The 23,806-nt window shown below is 44.5% G+C and carries 28 protein-coding genes and 1 pseudogene; 3 read left to right on the top strand and 26 right to left on the bottom strand.

Going from position 1 to position 23,806, the window contains the following annotated elements:
- Positions 1-132 precede the first annotated feature (132 nt).
- The 24 genes from recN to F9802_RS01200 all read right to left on the bottom strand — a co-directional run bounded on the left by recN (position 133) and on the right by F9802_RS01200 (position 19,978).
- Positions 133-1,842 carry a DNA repair protein RecN gene (recN, locus tag F9802_RS01315; protein ID WP_152149342.1) on the bottom strand — a complete coding sequence of 570 codons (1,710 nt, stop codon included), beginning with the start codon at positions 1,840-1,842 and terminating at the stop codon, positions 133-135.
- A 17-nt stretch (positions 1,843-1,859) separates the two neighbouring features.
- Complete coding sequence (gene ahrC, locus F9802_RS01310; protein WP_152149748.1) at positions 1,860-2,309, bottom strand: transcriptional regulator AhrC/ArgR; 450 nt, start codon at positions 2,307-2,309, stop codon at positions 1,860-1,862.
- A 156-nt stretch (positions 2,310-2,465) separates the two neighbouring features.
- Positions 2,466-3,308, bottom strand: coding sequence for a TlyA family RNA methyltransferase (locus F9802_RS01305; protein WP_152149341.1), 843 nt, complete (start codon positions 3,306-3,308; stop codon positions 2,466-2,468).
- A 2-nt stretch (positions 3,309-3,310) separates the two neighbouring features.
- A complete protein-coding gene (gene dxs, locus F9802_RS01300) occupies positions 3,311-5,203 on the bottom strand; it encodes a 1-deoxy-D-xylulose-5-phosphate synthase (RefSeq protein ID WP_152149340.1) in 1,893 nt (630 codons plus the stop codon).
- 234 nt (positions 5,204-5,437) lie between these two features.
- Positions 5,438-6,322 (bottom strand): polyprenyl synthetase family protein, encoded by an 885-nt coding sequence (locus F9802_RS01295; RefSeq protein WP_152149339.1) that lies wholly within the window; start codon positions 6,320-6,322, stop codon positions 5,438-5,440.
- Between the two features lie 2 nt (positions 6,323-6,324).
- Positions 6,325-6,552: an exodeoxyribonuclease VII small subunit gene (gene xseB, locus F9802_RS01290; RefSeq protein WP_152149338.1), complete on the bottom strand. Its 228-nt coding sequence runs from the start codon at positions 6,550-6,552 to the stop codon at positions 6,325-6,327.
- Positions 6,542-7,897, bottom strand: coding sequence for an exodeoxyribonuclease VII large subunit (xseA, locus tag F9802_RS01285; protein ID WP_152149337.1), 1,356 nt, complete (start codon positions 7,895-7,897; stop codon positions 6,542-6,544). The genes xseB and xseA overlap by 11 nt, the downstream gene beginning before the upstream one ends.
- Positions 7,898-7,996: 99 nt before the next feature.
- A complete protein-coding gene (gene folD / locus F9802_RS01280) occupies positions 7,997-8,845 on the bottom strand; it encodes a bifunctional methylenetetrahydrofolate dehydrogenase/methenyltetrahydrofolate cyclohydrolase FolD (protein WP_152149747.1) in 849 nt (282 codons plus the stop codon).
- 28 nt (positions 8,846-8,873) lie between these two features.
- Entirely contained in the window at positions 8,874-9,260 is a 387-nt protein-coding gene (nusB, locus tag F9802_RS01275; protein ID WP_152149336.1) for a transcription antitermination factor NusB, read from the bottom strand.
- Between the two features lie 131 nt (positions 9,261-9,391).
- Positions 9,392-9,814, bottom strand: coding sequence for an Asp23/Gls24 family envelope stress response protein (locus F9802_RS01270; protein ID WP_152149335.1), 423 nt, complete (start codon positions 9,812-9,814; stop codon positions 9,392-9,394).
- 3 nt (positions 9,815-9,817) lie between these two features.
- Positions 9,818-11,176, bottom strand: a complete 1,359-nt coding sequence (gene accC / locus F9802_RS01265; RefSeq protein WP_152149334.1) for an acetyl-CoA carboxylase biotin carboxylase subunit — start codon at positions 11,174-11,176, stop codon at positions 9,818-9,820.
- Positions 11,177-11,189: 13 nt separating this feature from the next.
- Positions 11,190-11,693, bottom strand: a complete 504-nt coding sequence (accB, locus tag F9802_RS01260) for an acetyl-CoA carboxylase biotin carboxyl carrier protein (protein ID WP_152149333.1) — start codon at positions 11,691-11,693, stop codon at positions 11,190-11,192.
- Between the two features lie 270 nt (positions 11,694-11,963).
- The gene (locus F9802_RS01255; RefSeq protein WP_152149332.1) at positions 11,964-12,554 is read right to left on the bottom strand and encodes a SpoIIIAH-like family protein; all 591 of its coding nucleotides are present in this window, start codon (positions 12,552-12,554) and stop codon (positions 11,964-11,966) included.
- Positions 12,555-13,187 carry a stage III sporulation protein AG gene (gene spoIIIAG, locus F9802_RS01250; protein ID WP_225435101.1) on the bottom strand — a complete coding sequence of 211 codons (633 nt, stop codon included), beginning with the start codon at positions 13,185-13,187 and terminating at the stop codon, positions 12,555-12,557.
- Positions 13,180-13,791, bottom strand: a complete 612-nt coding sequence (gene spoIIIAF, locus F9802_RS01245) for a stage III sporulation protein AF (RefSeq protein ID WP_152149331.1) — start codon at positions 13,789-13,791, stop codon at positions 13,180-13,182. The genes spoIIIAG and spoIIIAF overlap by 8 nt, the downstream gene beginning before the upstream one ends.
- A 17-nt stretch (positions 13,792-13,808) precedes the next feature.
- Entirely contained in the window at positions 13,809-14,996 is a 1,188-nt protein-coding gene (gene spoIIIAE, locus F9802_RS01240; RefSeq protein WP_152149745.1) for a stage III sporulation protein AE, read from the bottom strand.
- Positions 14,997-15,054: 58 nt separating this feature from the next.
- A complete protein-coding gene (spoIIIAD, locus tag F9802_RS01235; RefSeq protein WP_263862286.1) occupies positions 15,055-15,447 on the bottom strand; it encodes a stage III sporulation protein AD in 393 nt (130 codons plus the stop codon).
- 15 nt (positions 15,448-15,462) lie between these two features.
- Positions 15,463-15,666: a stage III sporulation protein AC gene (gene spoIIIAC, locus F9802_RS01230; protein ID WP_152149329.1), complete on the bottom strand. Its 204-nt coding sequence runs from the start codon at positions 15,664-15,666 to the stop codon at positions 15,463-15,465.
- Between the two features lie 18 nt (positions 15,667-15,684).
- A complete protein-coding gene (spoIIIAB, locus tag F9802_RS01225; protein ID WP_152149328.1) occupies positions 15,685-16,197 on the bottom strand; it encodes a stage III sporulation protein SpoIIIAB in 513 nt (170 codons plus the stop codon).
- Positions 16,194-17,114 carry a stage III sporulation protein AA gene (spoIIIAA, locus tag F9802_RS01220; RefSeq protein ID WP_152149327.1) on the bottom strand — a complete coding sequence of 307 codons (921 nt, stop codon included), beginning with the start codon at positions 17,112-17,114 and terminating at the stop codon, positions 16,194-16,196. Before spoIIIAA ends, spoIIIAB begins: the two co-directional genes overlap by 4 nt.
- A gap of 199 nt (positions 17,115-17,313) precedes the next feature.
- Positions 17,314-17,871 carry an elongation factor P gene (gene efp, locus F9802_RS01215; protein WP_152149326.1) on the bottom strand — a complete coding sequence of 186 codons (558 nt, stop codon included), beginning with the start codon at positions 17,869-17,871 and terminating at the stop codon, positions 17,314-17,316.
- A 21-nt stretch (positions 17,872-17,892) separates the two neighbouring features.
- Positions 17,893-18,954, bottom strand: coding sequence for a M24 family metallopeptidase (locus F9802_RS01210; RefSeq protein WP_152149325.1), 1,062 nt, complete (start codon positions 18,952-18,954; stop codon positions 17,893-17,895).
- Entirely contained in the window at positions 18,947-19,402 is a 456-nt protein-coding gene (gene aroQ, locus F9802_RS01205) for a type II 3-dehydroquinate dehydratase (protein ID WP_152149324.1), read from the bottom strand. Before aroQ ends, F9802_RS01210 begins: the two co-directional genes overlap by 8 nt.
- 66 nt (positions 19,403-19,468) lie before the next feature.
- On the bottom strand, positions 19,469-19,978 hold the full coding sequence (locus F9802_RS01200) for a YqhR family membrane protein (RefSeq protein ID WP_152149323.1): 510 nt from the start codon (positions 19,976-19,978) through the stop codon (positions 19,469-19,471).
- 139 nt (positions 19,979-20,117) lie between these two features.
- Between F9802_RS01200 and F9802_RS01195 the strand changes: the two genes are divergently transcribed.
- Both F9802_RS01195 and F9802_RS01190 read left to right on the top strand, forming a co-directional pair.
- The gene (locus F9802_RS01195; protein ID WP_152149322.1) at positions 20,118-21,062 is read left to right on the top strand and encodes a DUF1385 domain-containing protein; all 945 of its coding nucleotides are present in this window, start codon (positions 20,118-20,120) and stop codon (positions 21,060-21,062) included.
- A 46-nt stretch (positions 21,063-21,108) separates the two neighbouring features.
- On the top strand, positions 21,109-21,468 hold the full coding sequence (locus F9802_RS01190; RefSeq protein WP_152149321.1) for an SA1362 family protein: 360 nt from the start codon (positions 21,109-21,111) through the stop codon (positions 21,466-21,468).
- Positions 21,469-21,478: 10 nt separating this feature from the next.
- On the opposite strand, the gene F9802_RS01185 is transcribed toward F9802_RS01190, so the two are convergent.
- Positions 21,479-22,351 (bottom strand): patatin-like phospholipase family protein, encoded by an 873-nt coding sequence (locus F9802_RS01185; protein WP_152149320.1) that lies wholly within the window; start codon positions 22,349-22,351, stop codon positions 21,479-21,481.
- 33 nt (positions 22,352-22,384) lie between these two features.
- Here F9802_RS01185 and F9802_RS01180 point away from each other — a divergent pair, with 33 nt between their 5' ends.
- A complete protein-coding gene (locus F9802_RS01180; protein WP_152149319.1) occupies positions 22,385-22,660 on the top strand; it encodes a hypothetical protein in 276 nt (91 codons plus the stop codon).
- A gap of 16 nt (positions 22,661-22,676) precedes the next feature.
- Here F9802_RS01180 and F9802_RS01175 read toward each other — a convergent pair.
- Positions 22,677-23,798: pseudogene (locus F9802_RS01175) on the bottom strand (ribonucleoside-diphosphate reductase); the annotation flags it as partial.
- Positions 23,799-23,806 lie beyond the last annotated feature (8 nt).

The following is a 23,806-nucleotide window of genomic DNA, read 5'->3' as shown; positions in this document are numbered from 1 at the left end:
CCCCTTCTCCTTTGCGTCCGCTGCGAAAATCAGTTGAATTTTTCTTATAACCTGTTTTACTTCTTTTACCCTTCCTGACAAAAGCCAAAATATAGATGTAGAAAAAAGCTGCAAAAAGCAGCTTTTTTCTCTTTACCCTGTTTTTAATGATGCGGCCAGATCAAGCAGCTCTTTCGCATGCTGCTTTGTTAAATCTGTCATTTCCACTCCGGAAATCATACGGCCGATTTCTTTTACTTTATCTTCAATTTCAAGCGGTTCCACAAACGTTCTTGTCCGCCCATCCGTCATCTTTTTTGAAATATACAAATGTGTATCAGCCATGGCGGCCACTTGCGGCAAGTGGGAGATACAAAGCACTTGTGAATGAACAGCCACCCTGTAAATCTTTTCACCAATGGCTTGAGCTACCCGGCCGCTGACTCCGGTATCCACTTCATCAAATATGATAGAAGTAATTCCTTGATGCTTCGAAAAAATAGTTTTCATCGCCAGCATGATCCGCGACAGTTCTCCACCTGAAGCAACTTTAGACAACGGTTTTATTGGTTCGCCTGGATTCGTAGAAATATAAAACTCCACTTCATCGAGTCCATCTTTTTTAAAAGCTTTCGTATGGTGGGGTGTTTTTCCAGCCGATGTTTCAAAGTGAATGTCAAAGACTGTTTTATCCATATACAGTTGCTTTAGCTCACGGTGGATGGCTTCAGTCAGTTTCTTAGCGGCTCGCTGCCTCAAGTGGCTAAGCTGCTTCCCTTCAAGCAACAAATCCTTTTCATGAGCGGCAAGTTCCTGATTTAATTTTTCGATATGCGTTTCACGATTCGTTAATGTATCAATTTCTTCCTCGATTTTTGTTCCGTACTCAATGATCGCTTCGATCGATTCACCATATTTACGTTTCAGCTGATTGATTTCATTCAGCCGTGTTTCAATCACATTCAGCCTATTCGGATCAAACTCCAGGCTGTCCAATTCCGAGTTCGTATGCCGGACTGCATCTTCAAGCGCATAAAAACTCTCCGATACTGCTTCATAAGCTGCTTTGTACGTCTCATCAATTTCAGCAGCTGTCTCGAGTTGAGTCATCGCAAGACCAATCCAATCGAGTCCTCTTCCTTCTCCTTGCAACGCGCTCGATGCATTTTGAACAGACTCATACAGTTTTTCAAAGTTGCCAAGCTTTCTTTTTTCTTCCGCCAATTCATAGTCTTCATGTAATTGCAATTCCGCTTTTTGAATTTCAGTGAGCTGAAACTGAATTAAATCGAGCCGATGAGCCATTTGCTGTTCATTTTCACTTAGCTGACTGATTACTCTAACTGTTTGTTCATACCGTTTGTAAATCTCCGTGTAGTTCTCTTTCGCAGCTAATATTTCCGCCCCGCCAAATTGGTCAAGCAGGCGCAAATGCTGGCTGGCATCCATCAACTCCTGGTGTTCATGCTGGCCATGTATGTCAACGAGCGCTGAACCGATTTCCCGCAATATAGCAATTGTGACGAGTTTGCCATTGATACGGCAGATACTTTTGCCGTTTGAGGAAATTTCCCGACGGATGATGATTGTTTCTTCTTCCATATCAATTCCAAACTCTTGGGCTTTTTGTACACATGGATGTGCCAGGTTTTCAACTTGAAACATGCCTTCTATTTCAGCTTTTTTTTCACCATGGCGGACAAATTCGGAAGATCCGCGGCCGCCAACGAGTAAATGGACGGCATCAATAATAATTGATTTTCCTGCTCCTGTTTCACCGGTCAACACGGTTAGACCTTTTTCTAGTGATACGTGAAGTTCTTCTATGATAGCAAAATTGCGTATGGATAGTTCCTGTAGCAATGTGAATTCACCTCAAATCAAAGCATTTCTAGAAAACGTTCTGAAATAATGGACGTATGCTCCGGAGCTCGGCAAATGATCAAACACGTGTCATCCCCGCAAATCGTACCCATGATCTCTTCCCAATCTAGGTTATCAATTAATGCGCCGACTGCCTGGGCATTGCCCGGGAGCGTTTTCATCACAACGAAGTGTCCGGCAGAATCAATGCTGACAAAAGCATCTACGAGGGATCGTTTCAATTTTTGAAGAGGATTAAAACGCTGATCAGCCGGCAGACTGTATTTATAGCGGCCGTCCATCAGCGGTACTTTTACTAAGTGAAGCTCTTTAATGTCCCTTGAGACAGTGGCTTGTGTCACGTTATAGCCAAGACTCTCCAAGCGGTCCACTAATTCATCTTGCGTTTCTATTTCATTATTCACGATTATTTCCCTAATTTTAATATGGCGCTGGCCCTTATTCATCATTCTTCACCTCATAAGACGTATAAATATACTTTAATATACAATAGTTTATCTTATTTGCATTCCGATGTATAGCGGAAGGAAAAATTCACAATGCTTTCCTTTATTTTTAGAAAAAAGACTGGCCGGAAGCTTCCGGCCAGTCTTAATATGTCGCTAATTTTGTTTTTTGATTTGCTTTAATACAGCATGGGCCGCCTGCACGATCGAATCAACAGACACAGATAATTCGTTTTCACCGGTTTCAGACGGAGAAAACGGCCATGTGATGTGAATTAAAAACTCTATATTGCCGTCGCCGCCAGTAATTGGTGAAAAAGACAAGTTTTTGACGTCATAGCTAAGACCAGTGGCTAAGTTGACGATTTTCTCAATGACTTCTTTATGGATGGCCGGGTCTCTAACAATGCCTTTTTTCCCAACTTGATCTTTTCCGGCTTCAAACTGCGGTTTGATTAGGGCGACTACATCACTGCCTGGAACGAGCAGCGTTTTCAATACAGGAAGGATTAAAGAGAGAGAAATAAACGATACATCAATGGTTGCAAATTCCGGTGCGCCTTTTGCTAAATCCTCCGGCTTAACGTAGCGGAAATTGGTCCGCTCCATCACAACGACCCGTTCGTCCTGGCGGAGCTTCCACGCCAGTTGATTGTATCCGACATCAAGAGCATAAGACAACCGTGCGCCGTTTTGCAGAGCACAATCGGTAAACCCGCCAGTGGATGACCCGATATCGAGCATAATTTTGTTTTTGACATCGACATTAAATTCTTTTAATGCCTTTTCCAATTTTAAACCGCCGCGGCTCACATAAGGGAGTACATTTCCTTTTACTTGCAAAGGAGCATCCGCCGAGATTTTCTCTCCCGGCTTATCCAGGCGCTCTTCATTCGAATAAACGAGACCGGCCATTACTGCCCGCTTTGCTTTTTCCCTCGTCTCAACGAGTCCTCTTTCCACAAGCAGCACATCAATACGTTCTTTCTTTGCTTTCATACTTACGCTCTTTTCTGTTTTTTTGGTGTCATCGCCGACAGCTTGCGGACGGCTGCTGCTTCTGTTAAATCAATTTCTTCCAGTAAGGAGCCGACACTGCCATGCTCGATAAAACAATCCGGAATGCCCATGCGGTCAATAACGTGGCCAAAGAAACCGCGGTTATTGGCAAATTCAAGAACAGCGCTGCCGAAACCGCCTTCTAGGATCGCTTCTTCAATCGTTAAAATCGGCATGTCTGCTTTAAATATGTGCATAAGCATCGTTTCATCAAGCGGCTTGATAAAACGGGCATTTACGACCTTCACTGACAGCCCTTGTTTCTCCGCCGTTTCAGCCGCTTTCATCGCCAGCGGGATCGTTGTACCGAACGTAAGGATGGCGGCATCTGTTCCTTCCCGCAGCACTTCCCACGTGCCGATCGGAATTGGCTTTAATTCTTCATCCATTGCAACCCCGAGACCGTTCCCCCGCGGAAAGCGCATCGCAATTGGACCATCATCGTAATGAACAGCTGTATGGACCATATGCTGGCCTTCATTTTCATCTTTCGGCATCATAAGCACCATATTCGGCACGTGGCGCAAAAAAGCAATATCAAATACACCTTGATGCGTTTCTCCATCTGCGCCAACAAGCCCTGCCCGGTCAATGCCAATGAACACATTTAAATTAGGGCGGCAAATATCATGGACTACTTGGTCATATGCCCGCTGCAAAAATGTGGAGTAGATCGCAAGGAATGGCTTCATCCCCTGAGTAGCGAGACCAGCAGCAACAGTAGTCGCATGCTGTTCCGCTATGCCGACATCAAACATTCGGTCGGGAAACTCTTCCGCAAAGCCAAGAAGTTTCGAACCGACTGGCATGGCCGGCGTAATAGCTACAATTCGGTCATCTGTACGGGCAAGCTTTCTTACTGTCTCACTGACGAGTGCGCTCCATGCAGGCGGCTGCCCGACAGGCTTAATTAAATCGCCTGTTTCTATTTTATAAGGACCCGTCCCGTGCCAAGTACCTTTCGTATCTAGTTCAGCCGGTCCATACCCTTTTCCTTTTTTCGTCAGGACATGCAGCAAAACTGGTCCTTCTGTTTTCTTGGCATACTGCAGGTTTTCAAATAAATCCTCATAATCATGACCATCGATCGGCCCCAGATAAGTAAATCCAAGGTCTTCGAAAAACATTCCCGAAACGAATAAGTATTTTAAGCTGTCTTTTAAACGCTCAGCCGTCTGAGCCATTTTGCCGCCTACTGCCGGAATTTTCTTTAAAAAACCTTCCAGTTCATCTTTCACCCAGTTATACTTACCTGCTGTCCGCAGCCGGCCAAGCACACTATGAAGAGCGCCGACATTCGGAGCAATAGACATTTCATTATCATTCAAAATGACGATCATGTTCTTTTGTTCATGACCGATGTGGTTTAGTGCCTCAAGCGCCATTCCGCCGGTCAGCGCCCCGTCGCCGATAACGGGAATGATATGCGTCTTTTCTCTTTTCAAGTCTCTGGCAATCGCCATGCCCATAGCTGCTGACAAGGAAGTAGAACTATGGCCCGTCTCCCACACATCATGTTCACTTTCTGCCGTTTTAGGAAAACCGCACAACCCTTTGTATTGACGAAGCGTACCGAATTGCCCCGCCCGTCCGGTTAGTATTTTATGCACATACGACTGGTGGCCGACATCCCATAAAATTTTATCTTGCGGGCTGTTAAAACAACGGTGCAACGCAATAGTCAACTCGACCACACCAAGATTCGGCCCAATATGCCCTCCTGTTTTTGATAAATTTTCAATCAAGAACTGTCGAATATCCATGCTCAATTCGTTCAGTTCATCGATTGTCATATTCTTCAAAAAAGCAGGGTTTTCAATGGATAACAGATCCAATAGGATCACTCGCTTTCATAACTGTGTCATTTATCGTTTTTTCTTTATTATAACGTGATCGTTATTTTCCACAACTTTTTGCATGTAGAAGCGGCATCTTTTCCGTCTTTCCACGTGAATGAAATGCCTTGAAAAAACAGCCGCTAACACAAAGTGTGATAACGGCAGCTTGCTAAAAAATAATATCGTCATTATATCATATGTAACAAACGACAACAATTTTAGTCAATTTTCTTACTGATCGCGCGTAACGATTAAGTCAACAAGCTCGAACAAAAGCGTGGATTCCGTGTTCGTTTGACGGAGAGCCTCACGGGCAAAATCGGCGTGTTCATTTAATCGGGCTTTAGCGCCTTTCATTGTCAGCAAAGACGGATACGTGCTTTTATGATTAACGGTATCACTGCCGACTCGTTTGCCGATTTTTTCTTCCGAGCCTTCAATATCTAAAATATCATCACGAATTTGAAACGCAAGGCCAATGTGGAATGCATATTCTTGAAAATGTTTCAACTGGTTTTCACCCGCTCCAGCGAGCAGTGCTCCCGCCATGACGCTGTAGGCAAGCAAGCGGCCTGTTTTGTTTTTGTGAATATATTCCAGCTCGGCAAGCATCAGCTCTTTCGTTTCCCCTTCAATATCAGCCATTTGGCCGGCAACCATTCCTTCCGGTCCCGCTGCGGCAGCCAGCCACTCGATCAACGTTACTTTTTGTTCATTGGAGTAGCATACTGATTGAGCTACTACTTGGAACGCGTATGTCAACAAAGCGTCTCCGGCCAGAATAGCTGCCGCTTCACCGAACACTTTATGGTTCGTCGGCTGTCCTCTTCTTAAATCATCATCATCCATGCTTGGCAGGTCGTCATGAATGAGAGAATACGTATGAATCATTTCGAGCGCTGCTGCTGCTTCGAGGCCGATTTTCGGATCTTTTCGAAAAGAAGCAAGCGTAGCAAAAATCAGCATTGGCCGGATTCTTTTTCCGCCTGCCTGTAAAGAGTAATCCATGGCTTGCTTTAATACTTCCGGCGCCTGAAGACCGATGATCAATTTCTTTAACTCTTTTTCCAGCACTTCTTTGTATTCATTCATAAAAACAGGTAGTGTGGCCGCCATATTTATTCCTCCTCATCAATAACAAACTCTTTTTCGCCGTCATCCGTCATTAGTTTAGCAAGCTGCCCTTCCGCTTGGCTGAGTTTTTCGTGGCAAAAAGCAGACAATTCCATTCCTTTTTGATAAAAGCTTAACGCTTCTTCCAGAGGAACATCACCTTCTTCAAGCTTTGTAATAATGGATTCCAATTTGTCCATCGCTTCTTCAAACGTTAATTCTTTATTCCCCATTATTTTTCACCTCAATTGATTGGATTTGACAAGTGAGACTGCCGTCAGCAAGTTGTACTTTCAGCTGTTCCCCTGTTTGGACATCACTGCTTGATTTAACAAGTTTGTTTTTCTCGTTGTAGACGAGGCTGTAGCCGCGGTCCATGATTTTTAGAGGACTCAGTGCATGAAGCATAGATACTTGGCGGCGGAAAACTTCTTCCTTGTTTTTTAGCAGAAGAGTCATTTCACGTGCAAGAGAAGCATCGAGACGATTCATTTGCCGATTCGCTTCCTGAATTTTTTTTTCAGGATGGCTTCTCTGCAGCCGGCTCGTCAAGTCGCTGATTTTAGCTGCTGTATTCTTTATATACACCGTTTGTTCTTTTGACAGCATTTCTGTTAAACGATCGAGCCGTTCCGCCTGCTGCCGATACAAAGCTTGCGGGTTGCGAATGATATAAGAGTTTCTTGCAGTTTCATAGCGCTTTCTTTCGCGCCTGATTTTTTCTGACATCGCCCGAATGATTCGTGTTTTCCGGACAAACACTTTCTCGAGCACTTCCTCAAGGTGTGGGACGGCCATTTCAGCTCCGGCAGTCGGCGTCGGCGCCCGCCTGTCAGCCGCAAAGTCAGCGATGGTGATATCCGTTTCATGGCCGACTGCTGAAATGACAGGTATGATAGAAGAGCGAATCGCCTTAGCGACTTCTTCTTCGTTAAAAGCCCACAACTCTTCAATGGAGCCGCCTCCGCGCCCGACAATCAGTACATCAGCACGTTCATCTCTGTTCGCTTGCTGAATGGCAGAAACGATAGACGGCGCAGCATTTCCCCCTTGGACGAGAGCCGGGTAAATGAGCATTTCCGCCACCGGGTAGCGGCGCTGGATGGTTGTGATGATATCCCTCACTGCAGCTCCTGTCGGTGATGTAACGATGCCGATTATCTTCGGATAAGCAGGCAATGCCCGCTTTTTATTCTCATCAAAAAGTCCTTCTTTTTCCAACTTCTTTTTCAGCTGCTCAAAAGCCAAATACAAGCTGCCCATTCCATCGGGCTGCATTGATTTCACATAAATTTGATATTGCCCGCCTGCTTCATATACAGTGATATCTCCTGTAATCAACACTTGCATGCCGTTTTCCGGCTGGAATTTCAGCGATCGGTTCGCAGAGGAAAACATCACGGCCAATATACGGGCTTTGTCGTCTTTTAACGTAAAATACATATGCCCGCTCGAGTGGCTTTTGAAATTGGAAATTTCTCCTTTGACGAGCACGTTTGTTAAATGAGGATCAGCATCAAATTTTCTTTTTATGTATTTTGTTAAAGCTTTTACAGTTAAATAGCGATTGATTTCCATCTGTTTATTCCACCTTTTCCGGTCAAGCTAAAAAGCTGCCTCCCTATTATAACATTTCGGAAGACAGCTTTTCATTTAGAATATGATCAAAAGAATTTGTCAGGCTTTTTGCTTGGCGGACTGCACTGTGTTATAAAGCAGCATTGTGATCGTCATCGGACCGACACCGCCCGGCACCGGTGTAATCGCGCCGGCTGTTTCCTTCGCACTTTCAAAGTCAACGTCGCCGCATAACTTGCCGTTTTCATCGCGGTTCATGCCGACATCAATGATGATGGCTCCCGGTTTGAAATCTTCTTTTTTCAAGAACTTTGCTTTTCCGACAGCAGCAATAACCACATCTGCTTGCTTCGTCATCGCAGAAAGGTCTTTCGTTCTTGAATGGCAGACAGTGACCGTAGCACTTTCTTTTAAAGACAAGAGAGCAGCCGGCTTGCCGACAATATTACTTCGGCCAATCACAACGACATGCTTTCCTTCTAACGAAATATTTTCTCTTTCCAGCATCTTAATAATGCCGTATGGGGTGCACGAATAAAACGCTTCTTTGCCGATGGCCATTTTACCGACATTGACCGGATGGAAACCATCCACATCTTTTTCTGGGGAAATGGCGTCAATAACTCTGTCTTCAGATAAATGGGCTGGCAAAGGCAGCTGAACGAGAATACCATGAATTTGGTCATCATTGTTCAGCTCGGCGATTTTCTGCAAAAGTTCTTCTTCGGATAAATCCGCAGGATAGCGATAAATCTCTGAGTGAATGCCTACTTCAGCACATGCTTTGTCTTTGTTGCGGACATACGTCTGGGACGCCTGATCCTCCCCTACTAAAATCACTGCCAGTCCGGGGGTGACCCCTTTGTCTGCCAGTTCTGTAATTTCTCCCTTTAATTCTGTACGAATGTCTCCGGCAATCGCTTTGCCGTCGATAATAGCTGCTGTCATCATGATTCTCCCTTCATTCTCTAGTGAGTTACAAAGATTCTTTGATTCTCGATAGCACTCCGTTAATGAATTTGCTCGACCGCTCATCGCTGAAATGCTTCGCAAGCTCAACCGCTTCGTTAATAGCCACTTTTTCTGGTACATCTTCCGCATACTTCATTTCAAATACGGCAAGGCGCAATATATTACGGTCCACTTTGGCCAGACGGTTAAAAGACCAGTTTTCCAAGTTAGCTTTTATAATCCCATCAATTTCTTCCAAACGCTGAGCTGTTCCTGTCACACTCGTTCTTAAATACTCATCAGCCGGTGCACCTTCTAGAACATTTTCAATTGCTTCTTCCGGGGCTGCACCGCTTATATCGATTTGATAAAGTGCCTGCAGGCTTTTTTCACGTGCTGTACGTCTTTTCATTTATTTCAAGCTCCTTTAGCCTTTTTCTGCATCATAAAAAGATAATAGCACATATTCAAAAGAAGTCGCACGTTCTTCACAAAAAAACTGTTTCCATAGAAAAAACCAAAGGAAAAATCCTTTGGTTTTCATTACACTTCTGGAACGAAATCGCTTTCAGTGTTTTTTGTATCGAACTGAATGCCGACAACGTGGATATTGACTTCTTCTGCTTCTAAAGCGGTCATGTTCAACAGAGCTTGGCGGATGCTGTCTTGAATCTTTTGAGCGACACTTGGAATCGAAACGCCAAAAGCGATCACACAATACACATCAACTTTAATACCTTCTTCTGTTAAATCGACACGGACGCCTTTGCCGTGATTTTTCTTACCGAGACGTTCCACTACGCCAGATGCAAAGCTCCCGCGCATTTTTTCGACGCCATCCACTTCTGAAGCGGCAATGCCTGCAATGACTTCAATGACCTCCGGCGCAATTTCAATTCTGCCGAGTCCGTTATCTCCATTACTCATTTCCAGTACTTGGTTTGCTGCCTGGCTATTTTCTGCCATTTATTACACCTCCGTTTTCATTACTTCGTGTAGTTCAAGAAACTTCGTATTGAATTCCCCACCAACAAATTGATCGTGTTCGAGCAGTCTTAAGTGAAATGGAATCGTTGTATGAATCCCTTCGATGACAAATTCACTGAGCGCTCTTTTCATGCGGGCAATTGCTTCTTCGCGTGTTGCACCGTATGTGATCAGTTTAGCAATCATGGAATCGTAAAACGGCGGGATCATATATCCCGGATAAACAGCTGAATCAACGCGGACACCGAAGCCGCCCGGCGGCAAATAAGCTGTAATCCGGCCTGGAGAAGGCATAAAATTCTTCTCAGGATTTTCTGCATTAATGCGGCATTCAATCGACCAGCCCGTAAACTCTATTTCTTCTTGAGTTAAAGACAACTCTTCGCCTGATGCGACACGAATCTGTTCTTTAATCAAGTCAACTCCTGTGACCATTTCCGTTACGGGGTGTTCAACTTGAATTCGTGTATTCATTTCCATGAAATAAAACTGCTTTTCATTATGGTCGTAAATAAACTCTACTGTTCCCGCTCCCGTATAATTGACAGCCTGGGCGGCTTTCACAGCGGCATTGCCCATTTTTTCACGAGTCTTTGCATCGAGTGCCGGTGAAGGGGTTTCTTCAAGCAGTTTTTGCATGCGGCGCTGAATCGTACAATCACGCTCTCCTAGGTGAATCACATGGCCATGCGTGTCTGCAAGCACCTGAATTTCTACATGGCGGAAATCTTCAATAAACTTTTCTAAGTACACTCCCGGATTTCCGAAAGCTGTTGCGGCCTCCTGCTGGGTCATGTTGATGCCTTTTTCTAATTCTTGTTCTGTTCTTGCTACGCGGATGCCTTTTCCACCGCCTCCTGCTGTCGCTTTAATGATGACAGGGTAACCGATGCCGGCTGCAACCGAAAGACCTTCTTCAATCGATTGAATGATGCCGGCAGAACCAGGGACAATTGGCACACCAGCCTTTTCCATCGTATCACGCGCGACATCTTTTGTGCCCATTTGCGTAATCGCTTCCGGTGACGGCCCAACAAAGATAATGTTGCATTCCCGGCACAGTTCAGCAAAGTCAGCATTTTCCGCCAAAAATCCGTAGCCCGGATGAATGGCATCACAGTTTGTTAACTTGGCGACGCTGACAATATTCGTAAAATTTAGGTAGCTGTCTTTAGAAGCCGTTGGCCCGATACAGTAAGCTTCATCTGCAAGCTGCACGTGGAGAGCCTCTTTGTCGGCTTCAGAATACACGGCCACCGTTTCCACATCGAGTTCTTTGCAGGCACGAATGATTCGTACAGCAATTTCACCGCGGTTGGCAATCAATAACTTGTTAATCATTCCGATCTCTCCCTTATTGAGGCTTCACTGAAAATAACGGCTGGCCATATTCGACTAACTGGCCGTCTTTAACAAGAATCTCTACAATTTCACCGTTTACTTCTGCCTCGATTTCATTAAACAGTTTCATCGCCTCAACAATGCACACGACTGTATCTGCGGAAACTCTGGCGCCCGGCTTGACGTACGGATCAGCGTCAGGAGAAGGGGATTGATAAAACGTTCCTACCATAGGGGAAGTGATTTTATGTAAGTTTTCATCTGCAGCTGCCGACTTTGGCGCTTCTGGTACTGGTGCTTCCTGAACGATCGGATTTTCTTCTGTTGTTGCAGGCACCGCTTGAACTGGTACTGCTTGCACTGGCTCTTGTACAGCTGCTGTTTGTGGTGCTAATGAATATGTAACCCCTGAACTTTTTTTCATTTCCACTTTGCTGCCTTCAGACTCAAATACAAACTCTTCAATTGATGACTGGTCTACAAGCTTAATAAGTTCTCTGATTTCCTGTACTTTCATTAATGGACACCCCTTGAAAAATTATGACTAGCTGTTAATATCTTACGATAATATCTAGTGGAACTTCAACTGATATAAATCATTGAAGCCCGTTTAATTAATTTTAGCCCTTTTTCATTAAAGATGAAATAATAAAACAACATTTTAATGAAATTATTTAAATCGATTTTCTTCTCTTTTTCTTTTTTAATGAAAAACTCCAAATTGGACTGGATGAAAACCAGCTCAGTTTGGAGTTTTTGTTTTAGTAAAATACGGTTAGCCTTGCATCTATTTAGCTTGCTGGAATTCGACGGCGATCGGCTGCTGTTTGCCAAGCTCGTCCTTTGCCAGCCGGATAATTTCATTAGCGGCGGCAGCTGAATGTTCTTCCGATTTCACAGTGATACGAATATTTTCCCCATCAGCCCGGACAAGCGCGTCGGAGTATCCTTTTGATTTAATTAATGTTTCCAGCACATTTTCCTTTGTCGCAAGCTCCGTCAGCTTTTCCATTTCTTCGTACGCCAAATTTTTATCTTCTGCTGATAAGTCAGCTGAAGCCACTTTTGCTGTTAATTCTTCTTTCATTTTATTACGGTCATCCTGCATTTCTAAACGAAGCATGTCAAATGCTTCATCACCCGCAGATTCTGTAATAATTGCTAATTGCTTATCAGCTGCAGTACTCTTGGCTTCTTCCGTTACAGCCTGATCGCCTGTTGCTTTTTCTCCAGTCAAATCAGTTGTCAATTCCCCTTCTTCCGCTGGGGAGGCAGTTTCCGGCGAAAGCTGTTCCGGTGAAGTAATGTAGTAAACAGATAGAACTACCACTAAGCTCAGCATTGTCAGCAGCCAGACAGTTTGTTTTTTTAATAGCATTTAAGCATCCTCCTTCGGTTTTTTCGGCATGACTGCCACACGATGGCTCGGCACGTTCAGTGCTCTTGTCACCGATTCAATGACCCATTTTTTCACTTGAATATTTTCCACTCCTTCAGCAACAATCAACACCCCGCGAATGTCCGGTTTTTTCACTTCAAGAATAACTGGCTCCTCTCCACTGTCTTTTTTTATCATGACCAAATCTACATTTCGTGTCTGGTCTGTAATTGTCCGCTGCCCGCCTTTCTTGTCCTGCTCTTTCGTTTGCTGCGATTTTTCGGCCGTATTCTTTTCAAGCACCTTTCTTTCAGACGCTTCAATGGTGACAACGACCGTGACGTTGCTTACTCCGGCAATTTGTTCCAACGCGGCAGTAAGCTCTTTTTCATAAGCCGTTTCAAAATCCTCCGGCGAAGTTTCTTTTTGCTCGTTCGCCGTTTCAGATGAATCATGCGGGAGGACAGCGTCTATTTCTCCCTTGTCTTTCAACTCACTCAAAAGCATGAATCCAATGCCTAGAATGGCGGCGATCGCCATCCACTTTGCTTTGTTAGATGTTTTCTCCTCTCCGCTTTTTTTAGACGGGATCAAGGATTGCAGCCACTCTGGGCGGCTTTTGCGGTCACTCAAGGCTGTCCCCCTCCTCTACCATATGAATATTCAACTGCTCCTCGGGAATATTCCACTTTTTTGAGAGAAAAGAAGCTAACTCCCCTTCTGCTTTCCCCTTGTTTTCTGTTTGGATCGACGAATCGATATGAATATCTTTTACGGAACTGTCTGTCTGTTCTGCGGCAAGAGGGACTATATATACGTCTACATGCTCAATGTTTTCAGGAAGTGAGTTCTCCCACTTACTCACTTGAATATTAATCTCTAGTATTTGTTTTTGAAACGTCTGTTTGAGCTCGCTTTCTACGAGCGCCTGGAGCTGCTGCTCGCTGTTTTTTAAAATAAACAATTCTTTCGAGGTTTCCAGGTTGCTTTTCTTGTTCACGGCGGCCGTTTCTGCCTGCTGAGCGTCCATTTGGCTCGCCGTCCAGCCAGACAGCTCTTCTTCGATGTCAACCGAGAGAATTTTCCATAAAGGCTGGAGCATGACAAACAGCAAAAGCAGACCGATCACGACTTTTGCATATTGCTGAAAGCGAGTGGACGGCAGCAGTAAATCCATGACAGCAGCCAGCAAAAGAAAAGCGATGATATTAGCCAGCCAATCAGTTAAAAAAGTCATAAATTTCGTTCCTTTCTTCAGCGGATCATCATCGTTACATTACTGGCTGCGACGAGGATGACGATGGATAAAAGAAACATGAAGGAGACAATGACCAACGCGGCAAATACATATGTCATATTTTTCCCGATAATCTCGAGACAATCTGTAATTGTTTCGTCTCCGAGAGGCTGTAAAATAGCGCTGGCTACTTTGTAAACAAGAACGAGAGCCAGAATTTTAAAAGCCGGAAATGCGACAATTAACAGCAAGATGCCAGCGCCGGCAATCCCAATCGTATTTTTTAACAGCAGCGAAGCGCTCATAACCGTATCTGCTGCTTCTGTGAACATCTTTCCGACTACCGGGATAAAATTACCGGCAAAAAATTTCGCTGTCCGAATCGCCAGCCCGTCTGCCACGGCAGCAGCTGTTCCTTGAATAGAAACGATCGCTAAGTAAACCGCCATAAAAACACTTAACAAACCGACGCTCCAGCGGCGAAGAAGATCCGCAAGCTTTGTGGCTTTGTAATGAGCAGAAAACAAGCTGACGACACTTAGCAAAGTGGAAAAAAACAACAGCGGCAACACAACTTTTTGAATGACCAGCCCGCTGATGTTCATTAAAAAAATCAAAAACGGATGAAAGACAGTGGCTGAAACAGCTCCGCCTGTCGAAGCTAAAAGGGCGAGCAAAATCGGCATAAGCGCCAGCAAAAACTGCACCATTTGATCGACCGCTTCCATGGCATAATTCATCGCAAGACGAAAGCTATTTAACGCGAGGATAAGCAATACCATTAACACGACACCGTAAGCTGTTTTGCTGACTGTTCCTTGTTCAAACGCATTTTGAAGAATTTGCAGAAACACAGAGAAAACAGTCAGCAAAATAAGCGTACCGAGCAGTTTTCCGTTCGCAAATAATTCATGAAAAAGAAAGCTTAACAGCCCTTTTGCCCACGACTCTATGGAAAACACTTGTCCCTCTTTAAAAAGATCTGTCAGAGGCTTACGCTCCATTTCAGGCAAATATTGTCCATATGTTTTTAAAAGGTGATCCCAATACACAGAAAGGTCATTCATTCCAAGCTGCTCAAGCTGATCTTCAGCAATTGTTTCGACACTTGCATCGCTTTCCTCCACTGATTCCGCCTGCACGGAATCAGTAGTAAAGAACATAAGAATGATGAACAGCCAGGCGATTTTTTGACAGAGCCGCATCTTTTTCACCGCCTTCCTCCGGCTGCTTGTCGGGGCTGACCAGGCGCTTTCGCTTTTCTTATTTTCCTGGAAGCATCGTTAAAATGGTTTCTATTAAAAGAGTCAGGATCGGCACTGCCATTGATAAAATAATGACCTTGCCGGCAAGTTCCATTTTCGCTGCCAACGCTTCCTGTCCGGCATCTTTCGTTATTTGGGCAGCAAATTCTGCGATATAGGAAACGCCAATAATTTTCAGAATTGTTTCAACGTAAACAATCTCTACTTCGGCCCGCGCAGCTAGTTTTTTGATCATAAGAATGATGTCTGCAATTCTGTCTGCCAAAAATAAAAACAAGCCGCTCCCGACAAACATCACAAGTAAAAAAGCAAAGATAGGCTGCTGTTCCTGCAAAAGAAGAGCCAAAAAAACCGTCACAAGAACAACAGCGGTTACTTGAATAATTTCAATGGTTTTCCTCTCCCGTCATTGAAATAAAAACACTTCTTTTATTTTGTCAAACAGCTCTTCCATGATGGAAACAACCATAAATAAAATGTATATAAAGCCGAACAGTGTCACCCATTGGGCATATTCTTTCTTCCCTACCTGCTCTAAAATCGTATGGAGGAATGCCACGACTAAACCGACACCGGCAATTTTAAAAATCACTTCCACCTCAATGCCCATTTCCTTCCCCCTTTTCTGCTAAAATAGCAGAAGCACGATTAACAGCCCGCCCATCAAACTTAAACTTCTTATCATTTTCCCATACCTCTTTTGCTTTTCATGCGCTTCCTCCTCCTGCCGCTTTAGATGGTTCAGTGTGACAAGAATTTGCTTCTGCTCTATTGTTCGATCGTGCTTGCCGACCGTCTCGCCAAACTCCAGCAGGATGCTCCGCTCGCTTTCGGCCAACGCCGTTTTCGGCCACATTCTTGCGAGACTTTCTTTCCATGCTTCCTTTGCATCCAATTCCGTCGATGTCAGCAGTTCACTAAATGAGGCAAACAGCTCACATATCGGAGGAGGAAGCCGCTCGGACAGCTTCCTGGCTGATTCATGAAGCGGTGTAGATCCGTACATAATTTCTGCTTCCAGCGACTGCAGAGCAGATCGAATGAAACGAATTTGTTTCGGCCGGTCATTCAGTCTTTTCGATTGTTCCGCTCCGATCCAAAACGACGCAAAGAGGATGAGCATGGCTCCAGCCCATTTCATTTGCTTGTCCTTTCCGGAAGCGAGAATTTATGGCCATTCTGATCCAATACAGTAAATGACCTCACGCCATTTTTTGAAGAAAGCTCGATGAACCGCTCAAACGCCCCACTTTCAATAATGGCCTGTATAATCGGACGGCGGACTGCTTCGTTAAAGCTTGATCCATGTGCAGTTGCCATTAATGTGATACCTGAGTTAATTGCTTCAGCCACTGCCTGTCCGTCTTCCGCTCTCCCAATTTCATCCGCCACTAATACATCCGGACTCATGGAGCGAATCATCATCATCATGCCTTCTGCTTTCGGGCAGGCATCCAGAATATCCGTTCGCATCCCGACATCAAGCTGCGGAATGCCTTTGACGCAGCCTGCAATTTCCGAACGTTCGTCGACAATGCCGACTTTTGCCGACGGGATAGCTCTCTGCTCGACCCCTGTGGCTGCTGTTCTTGCCAAGTCCCTGAGCAGCGTTGTTTTCCCGGTCTGCGGTGCTCCTATTATTAACGTGCTTTTCCACTTGCCGTCAAAAAGCCAGGGGATGAGCGGCTGACAGGCACCGATCTTTTCCCTGGCAATCCGCAAGTTAAATGAAGAAAGATGGCGCAAGGCTTTTACTTTGCCGCCTTCCAGAATGACTTTTCCTGACAGCCCGACACGGTGCCCTCCTTCGATCGTAAGATAGCCGCACCTTAACTCTTCATCGAGTGCGTAAAAAGAATGTTTGCTCAATTTATTGACGAGCGCTTGTCCCTCTTCAACAGTAACGATATGAGGCAGATGACAAAGGCGGCCGGCAATCACTTCCAGCGGCTTGCCGATGCGCACCCTGATTTCTTCAATTTCACTCTTTAATTGGGATGGCATCGTATCAATCGTCTCTTTTAATGTTTGCGGCAAATAAGAGTAGATAGTTTCCATGAACGTTTCCTCCTTTTCTCCTCCCTTTTTATTCAATGTATGTAGCTGATTTCAAGATATGCCAGCTCTGTTTTGACAAAAGAAAAAATGACCGGAAATATCCGGCCATTCACATTTAGTCTATTTATTTTCTTTTATTTCTGCCAGCATTTTAGATGCACAAAAAGCTGTTCCCCATAAAAGGGAACAGCTCTATTCTTTAAGCACGGGAGACGTAGCTGCCGTCATCTGTATTAACAATAAGTACATCGCCTTCATTAACGAAGAATGGCACTTGGACTGTTAGGCCTGTTTCAACCTTAGCAGGCTTTGAGCCGCCTGAAGCTGTGTCACCTTTAATTCCAGGCTCTGTTTCGATTACTTTCAATTCTACCGTGTTCGGAAGGTCTATTCCGAGCGTCTCAGTGTGATACATCATAATGGACACTTCCATGTTTTCCTTCAAGAATTTTAATTCGTACTCAATTTGAGAAGCCGGCAATTCAATTTGCTCATAAGAGTCATTGTCCATGAATACGTGCTGATCGCCGTTTGCATATAAATACTGCATTCTGCGGTGGTCAATTTGAGCTTTCCCAACTTTTTCCCCTGCACGGAACGTTTTTTCTTGTATGTTGCCGTTGCGCAGGTTACGCAGCTTGGAACGAACGAAAGCCGCTCCTTTTCCCGGTTTGACGTGCTGGAAATCAACAACGCGCCAAAGCCCGCCATCTACTTCAATCGTTAAACCTGTGCGAAAATCATTTACTGAAATCATCTTATTTTTCCTCCTGTTTCCTTAAAGAATAAGTAAATCTTTAGTGGAATGCGTGAGCGTTTCGTTGCCTGTTTCTGTAATCAGTGTATCATCTTCAATACGCACACCGCCGAGGCCTGGCACATAAATGCCCGGTTCAACCGTAACAATCATTCCCGGCTCGAGGACTGTATCAGAACGGAAGGAAAGCGCCGGTCCTTCATGAACTTCGAGTCCGATGCCATGGCCTGTCGAGTGGCCGAAATACTCCCCATATCCTTTTTCGGTAATGTAGTCACGGGTAATCGCATCAGCCTCTTTGCCCGTTAGGCCGCTTTTAATCTGTTCCATGCCTTTCACTTGAGCATCGAGCACAATTTGGTAAATTTCCTTCAATTGTTCAGATGGTTCCCCGACTGCCACAGTCCGGGTAATATCGGAAACGTACCCTTTATAATAAGCTCCGTAATCCAATGTAACCATATCGCCTTTTTCAATCACTTTATCACTTGCCACGCCATGGGGCAAAGCTGACCGCTTGCCTGATGCTACGATCGTATCAAATGAAGAAGATGCTGCACCCCATTTTCTCATGAAAAACTCAAGTTCATTGGAAACATCCAATTCAGTCTTTCCCGGCTGGATAAATTCAATGATATGCTTAAAAGCTGCATCGGCGATATCGGCTGCTTCCTTTAATATCTTAATCTCTGAATCATCCTTAATCAAGCGCAATTTTTCAATCATTTCACTTACTGGCACTAACTCTCCCTTGATCAGTCCTTTAAGCGTTTCGTAGGATTGAAAAGTAGTGTACGCTTTCTCAAAGCCGAGCCGCTGAATACCTAGCTGTTCAGCTTGTACCGCTGCTTCTTCATGTAACGTTCCTTTATGCTGGACTACTTGAAATCCTTGCGCCTGCTTTTCCGCCTGCTCAACGTAGCGGAAATCAGTAATGAAAAGAGCTTTTTCTTCCGAAATAAGCACAGCCCCGGCAGAGCCAGTGAAGTTTGAAACGTACCGGCGGTTGTATGGGCTCATAACAAGCAGGCCGTCAAGTCCTTTCTTTTTCATCTGCGCACGCAGCTTTTCTATCTTAGTCATTTGATTCTTCCTTCCCTTGTTTATGTATAAGTGCCTGCAAGGCAAAGTCATAGCCCAAAAAGCCAAGCCCCGCAATTTGTCCGGCTGCCACAGGCGCAATGACTGAATGTTCCCGAAACGGTTCACGATTATGAACATTGCTTATATGCACTTCAATCACCGGCACAGGAATGGAAGCGACAGCATCCCTAATGGCATAGCTGTAATGAGTAAAGGCTCCCGGATTAAAGATGATGCCATCGATTTCTTCATCGGCAGCCAGATGAAGTCTGTCAATCAATTCCCCTTCATGATTGGATTGAAACGTACTGACAGACGCCCCCAACTCTCTTCCTTTGGCAATAATGCGGCTTTCAAGGTCTTCTAATGTTTCGCTTCCGTAAATATCTGGTTCTCGTTTCCCCAGCCGATTTAAATTTGGTCCGTTTAATAAAAGAATATGTTGCATGCTATCCCCTGCCCCCGAATTTTAGTTGCATGAATATTTTAACATATCTAAAATCCCAAAAACTACTTACTCGTTTACCTTTTTCCAGGCGTTTAAGCGTTTCTCTTTCAGAAGATGCTGCTCATATCCGTAAGAAATGGAATACCCAATAAATAAACCATACAGTATGAACAGACAAAGAGTGGTGGAAATCGTATCGGTGTTAAGTGTTCTCCACGACGGAATACTTGCTAAGAGCGGATGGATAACTATAAACAAAATCCCCCATAGCGCTGCGCCGAAAAGCACCCCTGCCCAGATTGTTTTGCTTTTTTTCAGAAGAAAAAAATACACGATAGCAAGAATGACGGATATTCCTATTTGAAAAGCCAGACCAGCCATTGCTTTAGGAAATCCATTTTGAATTTTTGGCACATTTACGTATTTGACTACGGCGTTTATGTCAAATGTTATAAAATGAAAATAGGCTGCCAATTGAGCTGCTCCCCCCCAAATCAGACCTCCAAATAACCCTATTACCAATGCATAACTTAAAGGAAATTCAGCTTTTTTTTCTCGTATTTGCTTCTGTTCCATTGCGCACCTCCACAAGAATAAGTAAAAAACACATAAAAGCAAGATTACTGAGTGATTCAGCTTTTATTTTTGCTTAAAAAGGGATAGAATATGTATATAGAAGCTTTTTACATCTGTTAGTAATGAAAGAGGGTATAAGATGAGTGATCAAAAGCCGGTTTATGGCGGGCAGGCTCTTATCGAAGGCGTCATGTTTGGCGGGAAATATCATACGGTCACAGCGATTCGTCGAAAAGACCGTTCAATCGAATTTTTCCATTTGCCAAGAAAATCGCAGCCTGTTTTGCAAAAACTGAAGAAAGTTCCTTTTTTACGAGGGATTTTTGCTATTTTAGATTCGGCAGCAACCGGTTCGAAGCATTTGAATTTTGCGCAGGAGCAGTATGACTTGGATCCTGAGGAAGACGGGCAGCCGGCAGAAAGTGCGGAGCCTTCAAAATGGACGATGGTGCTCGGTGTAGCTGCAGTCGGCATTCTTTCTTTTTTATTCGGAAAATTTATTTTTACGCTCGTGCCTGTGTTTCTTGCGGAGCTCACTCGTCCTGTTTTTTCGAGCGACTTTGCGCAAATCTTAATTGAAGGCGTTTTTAAGCTGCTTCTCCTGCTTATATATATTTATTTAATCGCTTTAACCCCGCTCATTAAACGTGTGTTTCAATATCACGGAGCTGAACATAAAGTAATTAACGCGTTTGAAAGCGGCCGCCCATTGACAGTGGAAAATGTGCAGGCAGCTTCCCGTCTCCATTATCGCTGCGGGTCTAGTTTTATTTTATTCACCGTCATTGTCGGTATCTTTGTTTATATGCTCGTTCCAACAGATCCGCTTTATGTTCGAGTATTAAACAGAATCGCCCTTATTCCAGTCGTTTTAGGCATTTCATTTGAAGTGCTGCAGCTGACAAACAAATTGCGTGACGTGCCTGTGCTTCGCTTTCTTGGCTATCCGGGCTTATGGCTTCAGTTGCTGACAACAAAAGAACCAGAAGATGACCAGGTGGAAGTGGCGATCGCTTCATTTGAAAAACTGGTAACAATGGAAGAAAACACGAAAAAGGGGTTAAGTACAGAGAAAATTGTCTAAGATGTAAATAACAGCTGATTTAACAGCTCTTTAGGAGGTGGCTTTTTTGACAATCCGGACAGTCATTGCCTATACACTCATTGGACTCGCTGCTATTGGTTTAGTTTCCATGCTGCTTTATTCGCCTGGGGCTTTAGTAAAACAGCTGATCGTACTTGTTATCACCGCTGTGGTTATTTATTTCATTTACCGTTTAGTCATTCGAAAACGGCTCGGCGGCGGCACGGAAGATAAGGCGTTTGCAAAGGCAGCCAAGCAATCAAAGAAAAGGCTGCAAAAAAAACAAAAACCTTCCTCTTCTTCACCTGTTTCTTCGAAAAAGAAACCTTTCCGCAGAAAAAGCGCCAGCCATTTAACCGTTATTGAAGGAAAAAAAGGAAAAAGAAACAACCGGGCGTCTTCTTAAGGCCCGGTTGTTAATAGCACCAGCGTTTTAAAAACGCTTCTGCATACTCGCGCCCCGTTTGAATTAGGGCGTCTTTTTTTTCGTCTGTTAAGTTAAATTCTGTCACAGCAGTGCCTTTTACCGGAATAAAAATAATGTTTTTCTCATGCCTTCTCGAAATATACCTTGCATCGTGCGCATCCTTCATTGTATGGAGCAGCGCGCTGAACAAGTCCGCTCCTGTTTTTACTTGCCGCGGAAGTGCCATTGTTTGTGTACTCAGCTTTATCCCAAGTACCGGCCGCGGACGCTTTTTTTCTTCGTCAAACAACCAGAGAGGAAAATTGCTCAGCACTCCGCCATCCACCATCAAAGCGTTTCCATGCGGCTCAAGGATTTTCACCGGCTGAAAAAAGTAAGGCAAGGTGCAGCTCATCCTGACCGCTCGAGCAACTGAAAACGTGCGCGGGTTGATTTTATACGCGGGAAAGTCATCTGGCAGCGTGAGCATCCGCCCATTCGTAATATCTGATGTAACTACCCGCAGTGCACCGGGAGCAAGATCGCCAAATGAGCGGATCCCTTTTTGTGCCAATAGGCCTTCAAGCCATTGCTCAAGCTTTTTCCCTTTATACAAACCTAGCTTAAAATAAATACTCAGCCAGCGGGCAAACGGGAAATCGAACCGTGTTTCGTCAAGCAGCTGCTTTTCATTTACTTCGGTCATCACTTTCTTTAACTCTTCACTCGTATACCCGGCCGCAATTAACGCCGCCATAATCGCTCCCGCACTCGTCCCGGCCAGTCTGACAAACGTCAGCCCCCTCTGTTCAATCGCTTCATATGCGCCAATGAGCGCGAACCCTTTTATTCCCCCTCCTGAAAAGACACCATCGATTTTCATACACTCTTCTCTCCCTTTCTGCTTGCTTTTTATATGTGTAATCGGGGAGAAGTTGTCCTAGAAGATAATATTAAAAAGATCGTTGCTGACGGGGTAGTTGTTCATCATTTCGAGGTGGTTGTTCACGAGTTTGGGAGCGGTGTTCGTCATTTGGGGACAGTTGTTCACGAATTCGGGGGCGTTGTTTATCATTTGGGGATGGTTGTTCACGAATTCGGAGCGTTATTCATCATTCTCAACAAGTTGTTCATTTTAATGGTAACAAATAAAAAAACCGGCTTCCAAATCGTAAACGGAAGCCGGTTTTAATTATTTTATTTATTAATTACAAACCACATTTCAGCTGGGCGCCACAGTTTGTACATGTGTTGCACCCGCCCATTTCTTCGACTGTTCCTTTGCGGCAGACCGGGCAAGTATTGCCGACTTCGCTGCCGATTGTGACGTTTGTGGAGCGGATTTCTTGAATCGTATCAACAAGAACGATGTGATGTTCATGTTCTTTCGGTTTTGTTTCCTCTTGTTCATCGAAATCATTTTCTTCCGCTTTCAATGTCAGCACTTGTGAATCACGGCTGCCGTCCACATAAACGGTGCCGCCTTTCGCACCGCCTTTATAAAGACGCTCGTACACTTGCTCTACTTGTTCAACAGTGTAACCACGCGGAGCATTCACCGTTTTAGAAATCGAGCTGTCAATCCAGCGCTGAATGACACATTGAACATCCGCGTGCGCTTCAGGAGCGAGACTCATCGCTGTCACAAACCATTCCGGCAGCTGATCAGGATTGGCATCTGGATGACGCTCTAAATAATCTTTCACAATATCCGCTTTCACTTCAATAAACTTACCTAAGCGTCCGCTGCGGTAGTATGTGAAGGAGAAGTAAGGCTCTAGGCCTGTAGATACTCCAACCATTGTTCCAGTGGACCCCGTTGGAGCAACAGTTAAGAGATGCGAATTACGAATTCCACTTTCCAGAATTGCTTCTCGTACGTCTTCTGGCATCTTTTGCATAAATCCTGTTTCACTGAATGCTTGGCGCAGACGATTTGTTTCTTCTGCAGTTTCACCTTCAAGGAACGGGAAACTGCCTTTTTCTTTCGCCAGTTCAACAGATGCTTTATAAGCTGTTGTGGCAATCGTTTCAAACACTTTGTCCACTAATTCATTGCCTTCCGGTGAACCGTACTCTTTTTCACAATAAATTAATAAGTCAGCAAGGCCCATCACACCAAGGCCGACACGGCGTTCGCCGAGCGCTTGCTTTTTGTTTTCTTCTAAGAAATAAGGTGTCGCATCAATCACGTTATCCTGCATACGGACACCTGTGCGAACCGTCTCTCTCAACTTTTCAAAATTAACCGTTTTTGTTTCCTTGTCTGCCATTTCTGCTAGGTTCACGGCAGCTAAGTTACAGACGGAAAATGGTGCGAGTGGTTGTTCCAGTTTTT

The organism is Bacillus aerolatus (genome assembly GCF_009183655.1).
GTDB classification, from domain to species: Bacteria; Bacillota; Bacilli; order Bacillales; family Domibacillaceae; genus Pseudobacillus; species Pseudobacillus aerolatus.
The sequence above is the reverse complement of the archived record's forward strand: the minus strand, read 5'-3'. Positions and strand labels throughout refer to the sequence as shown.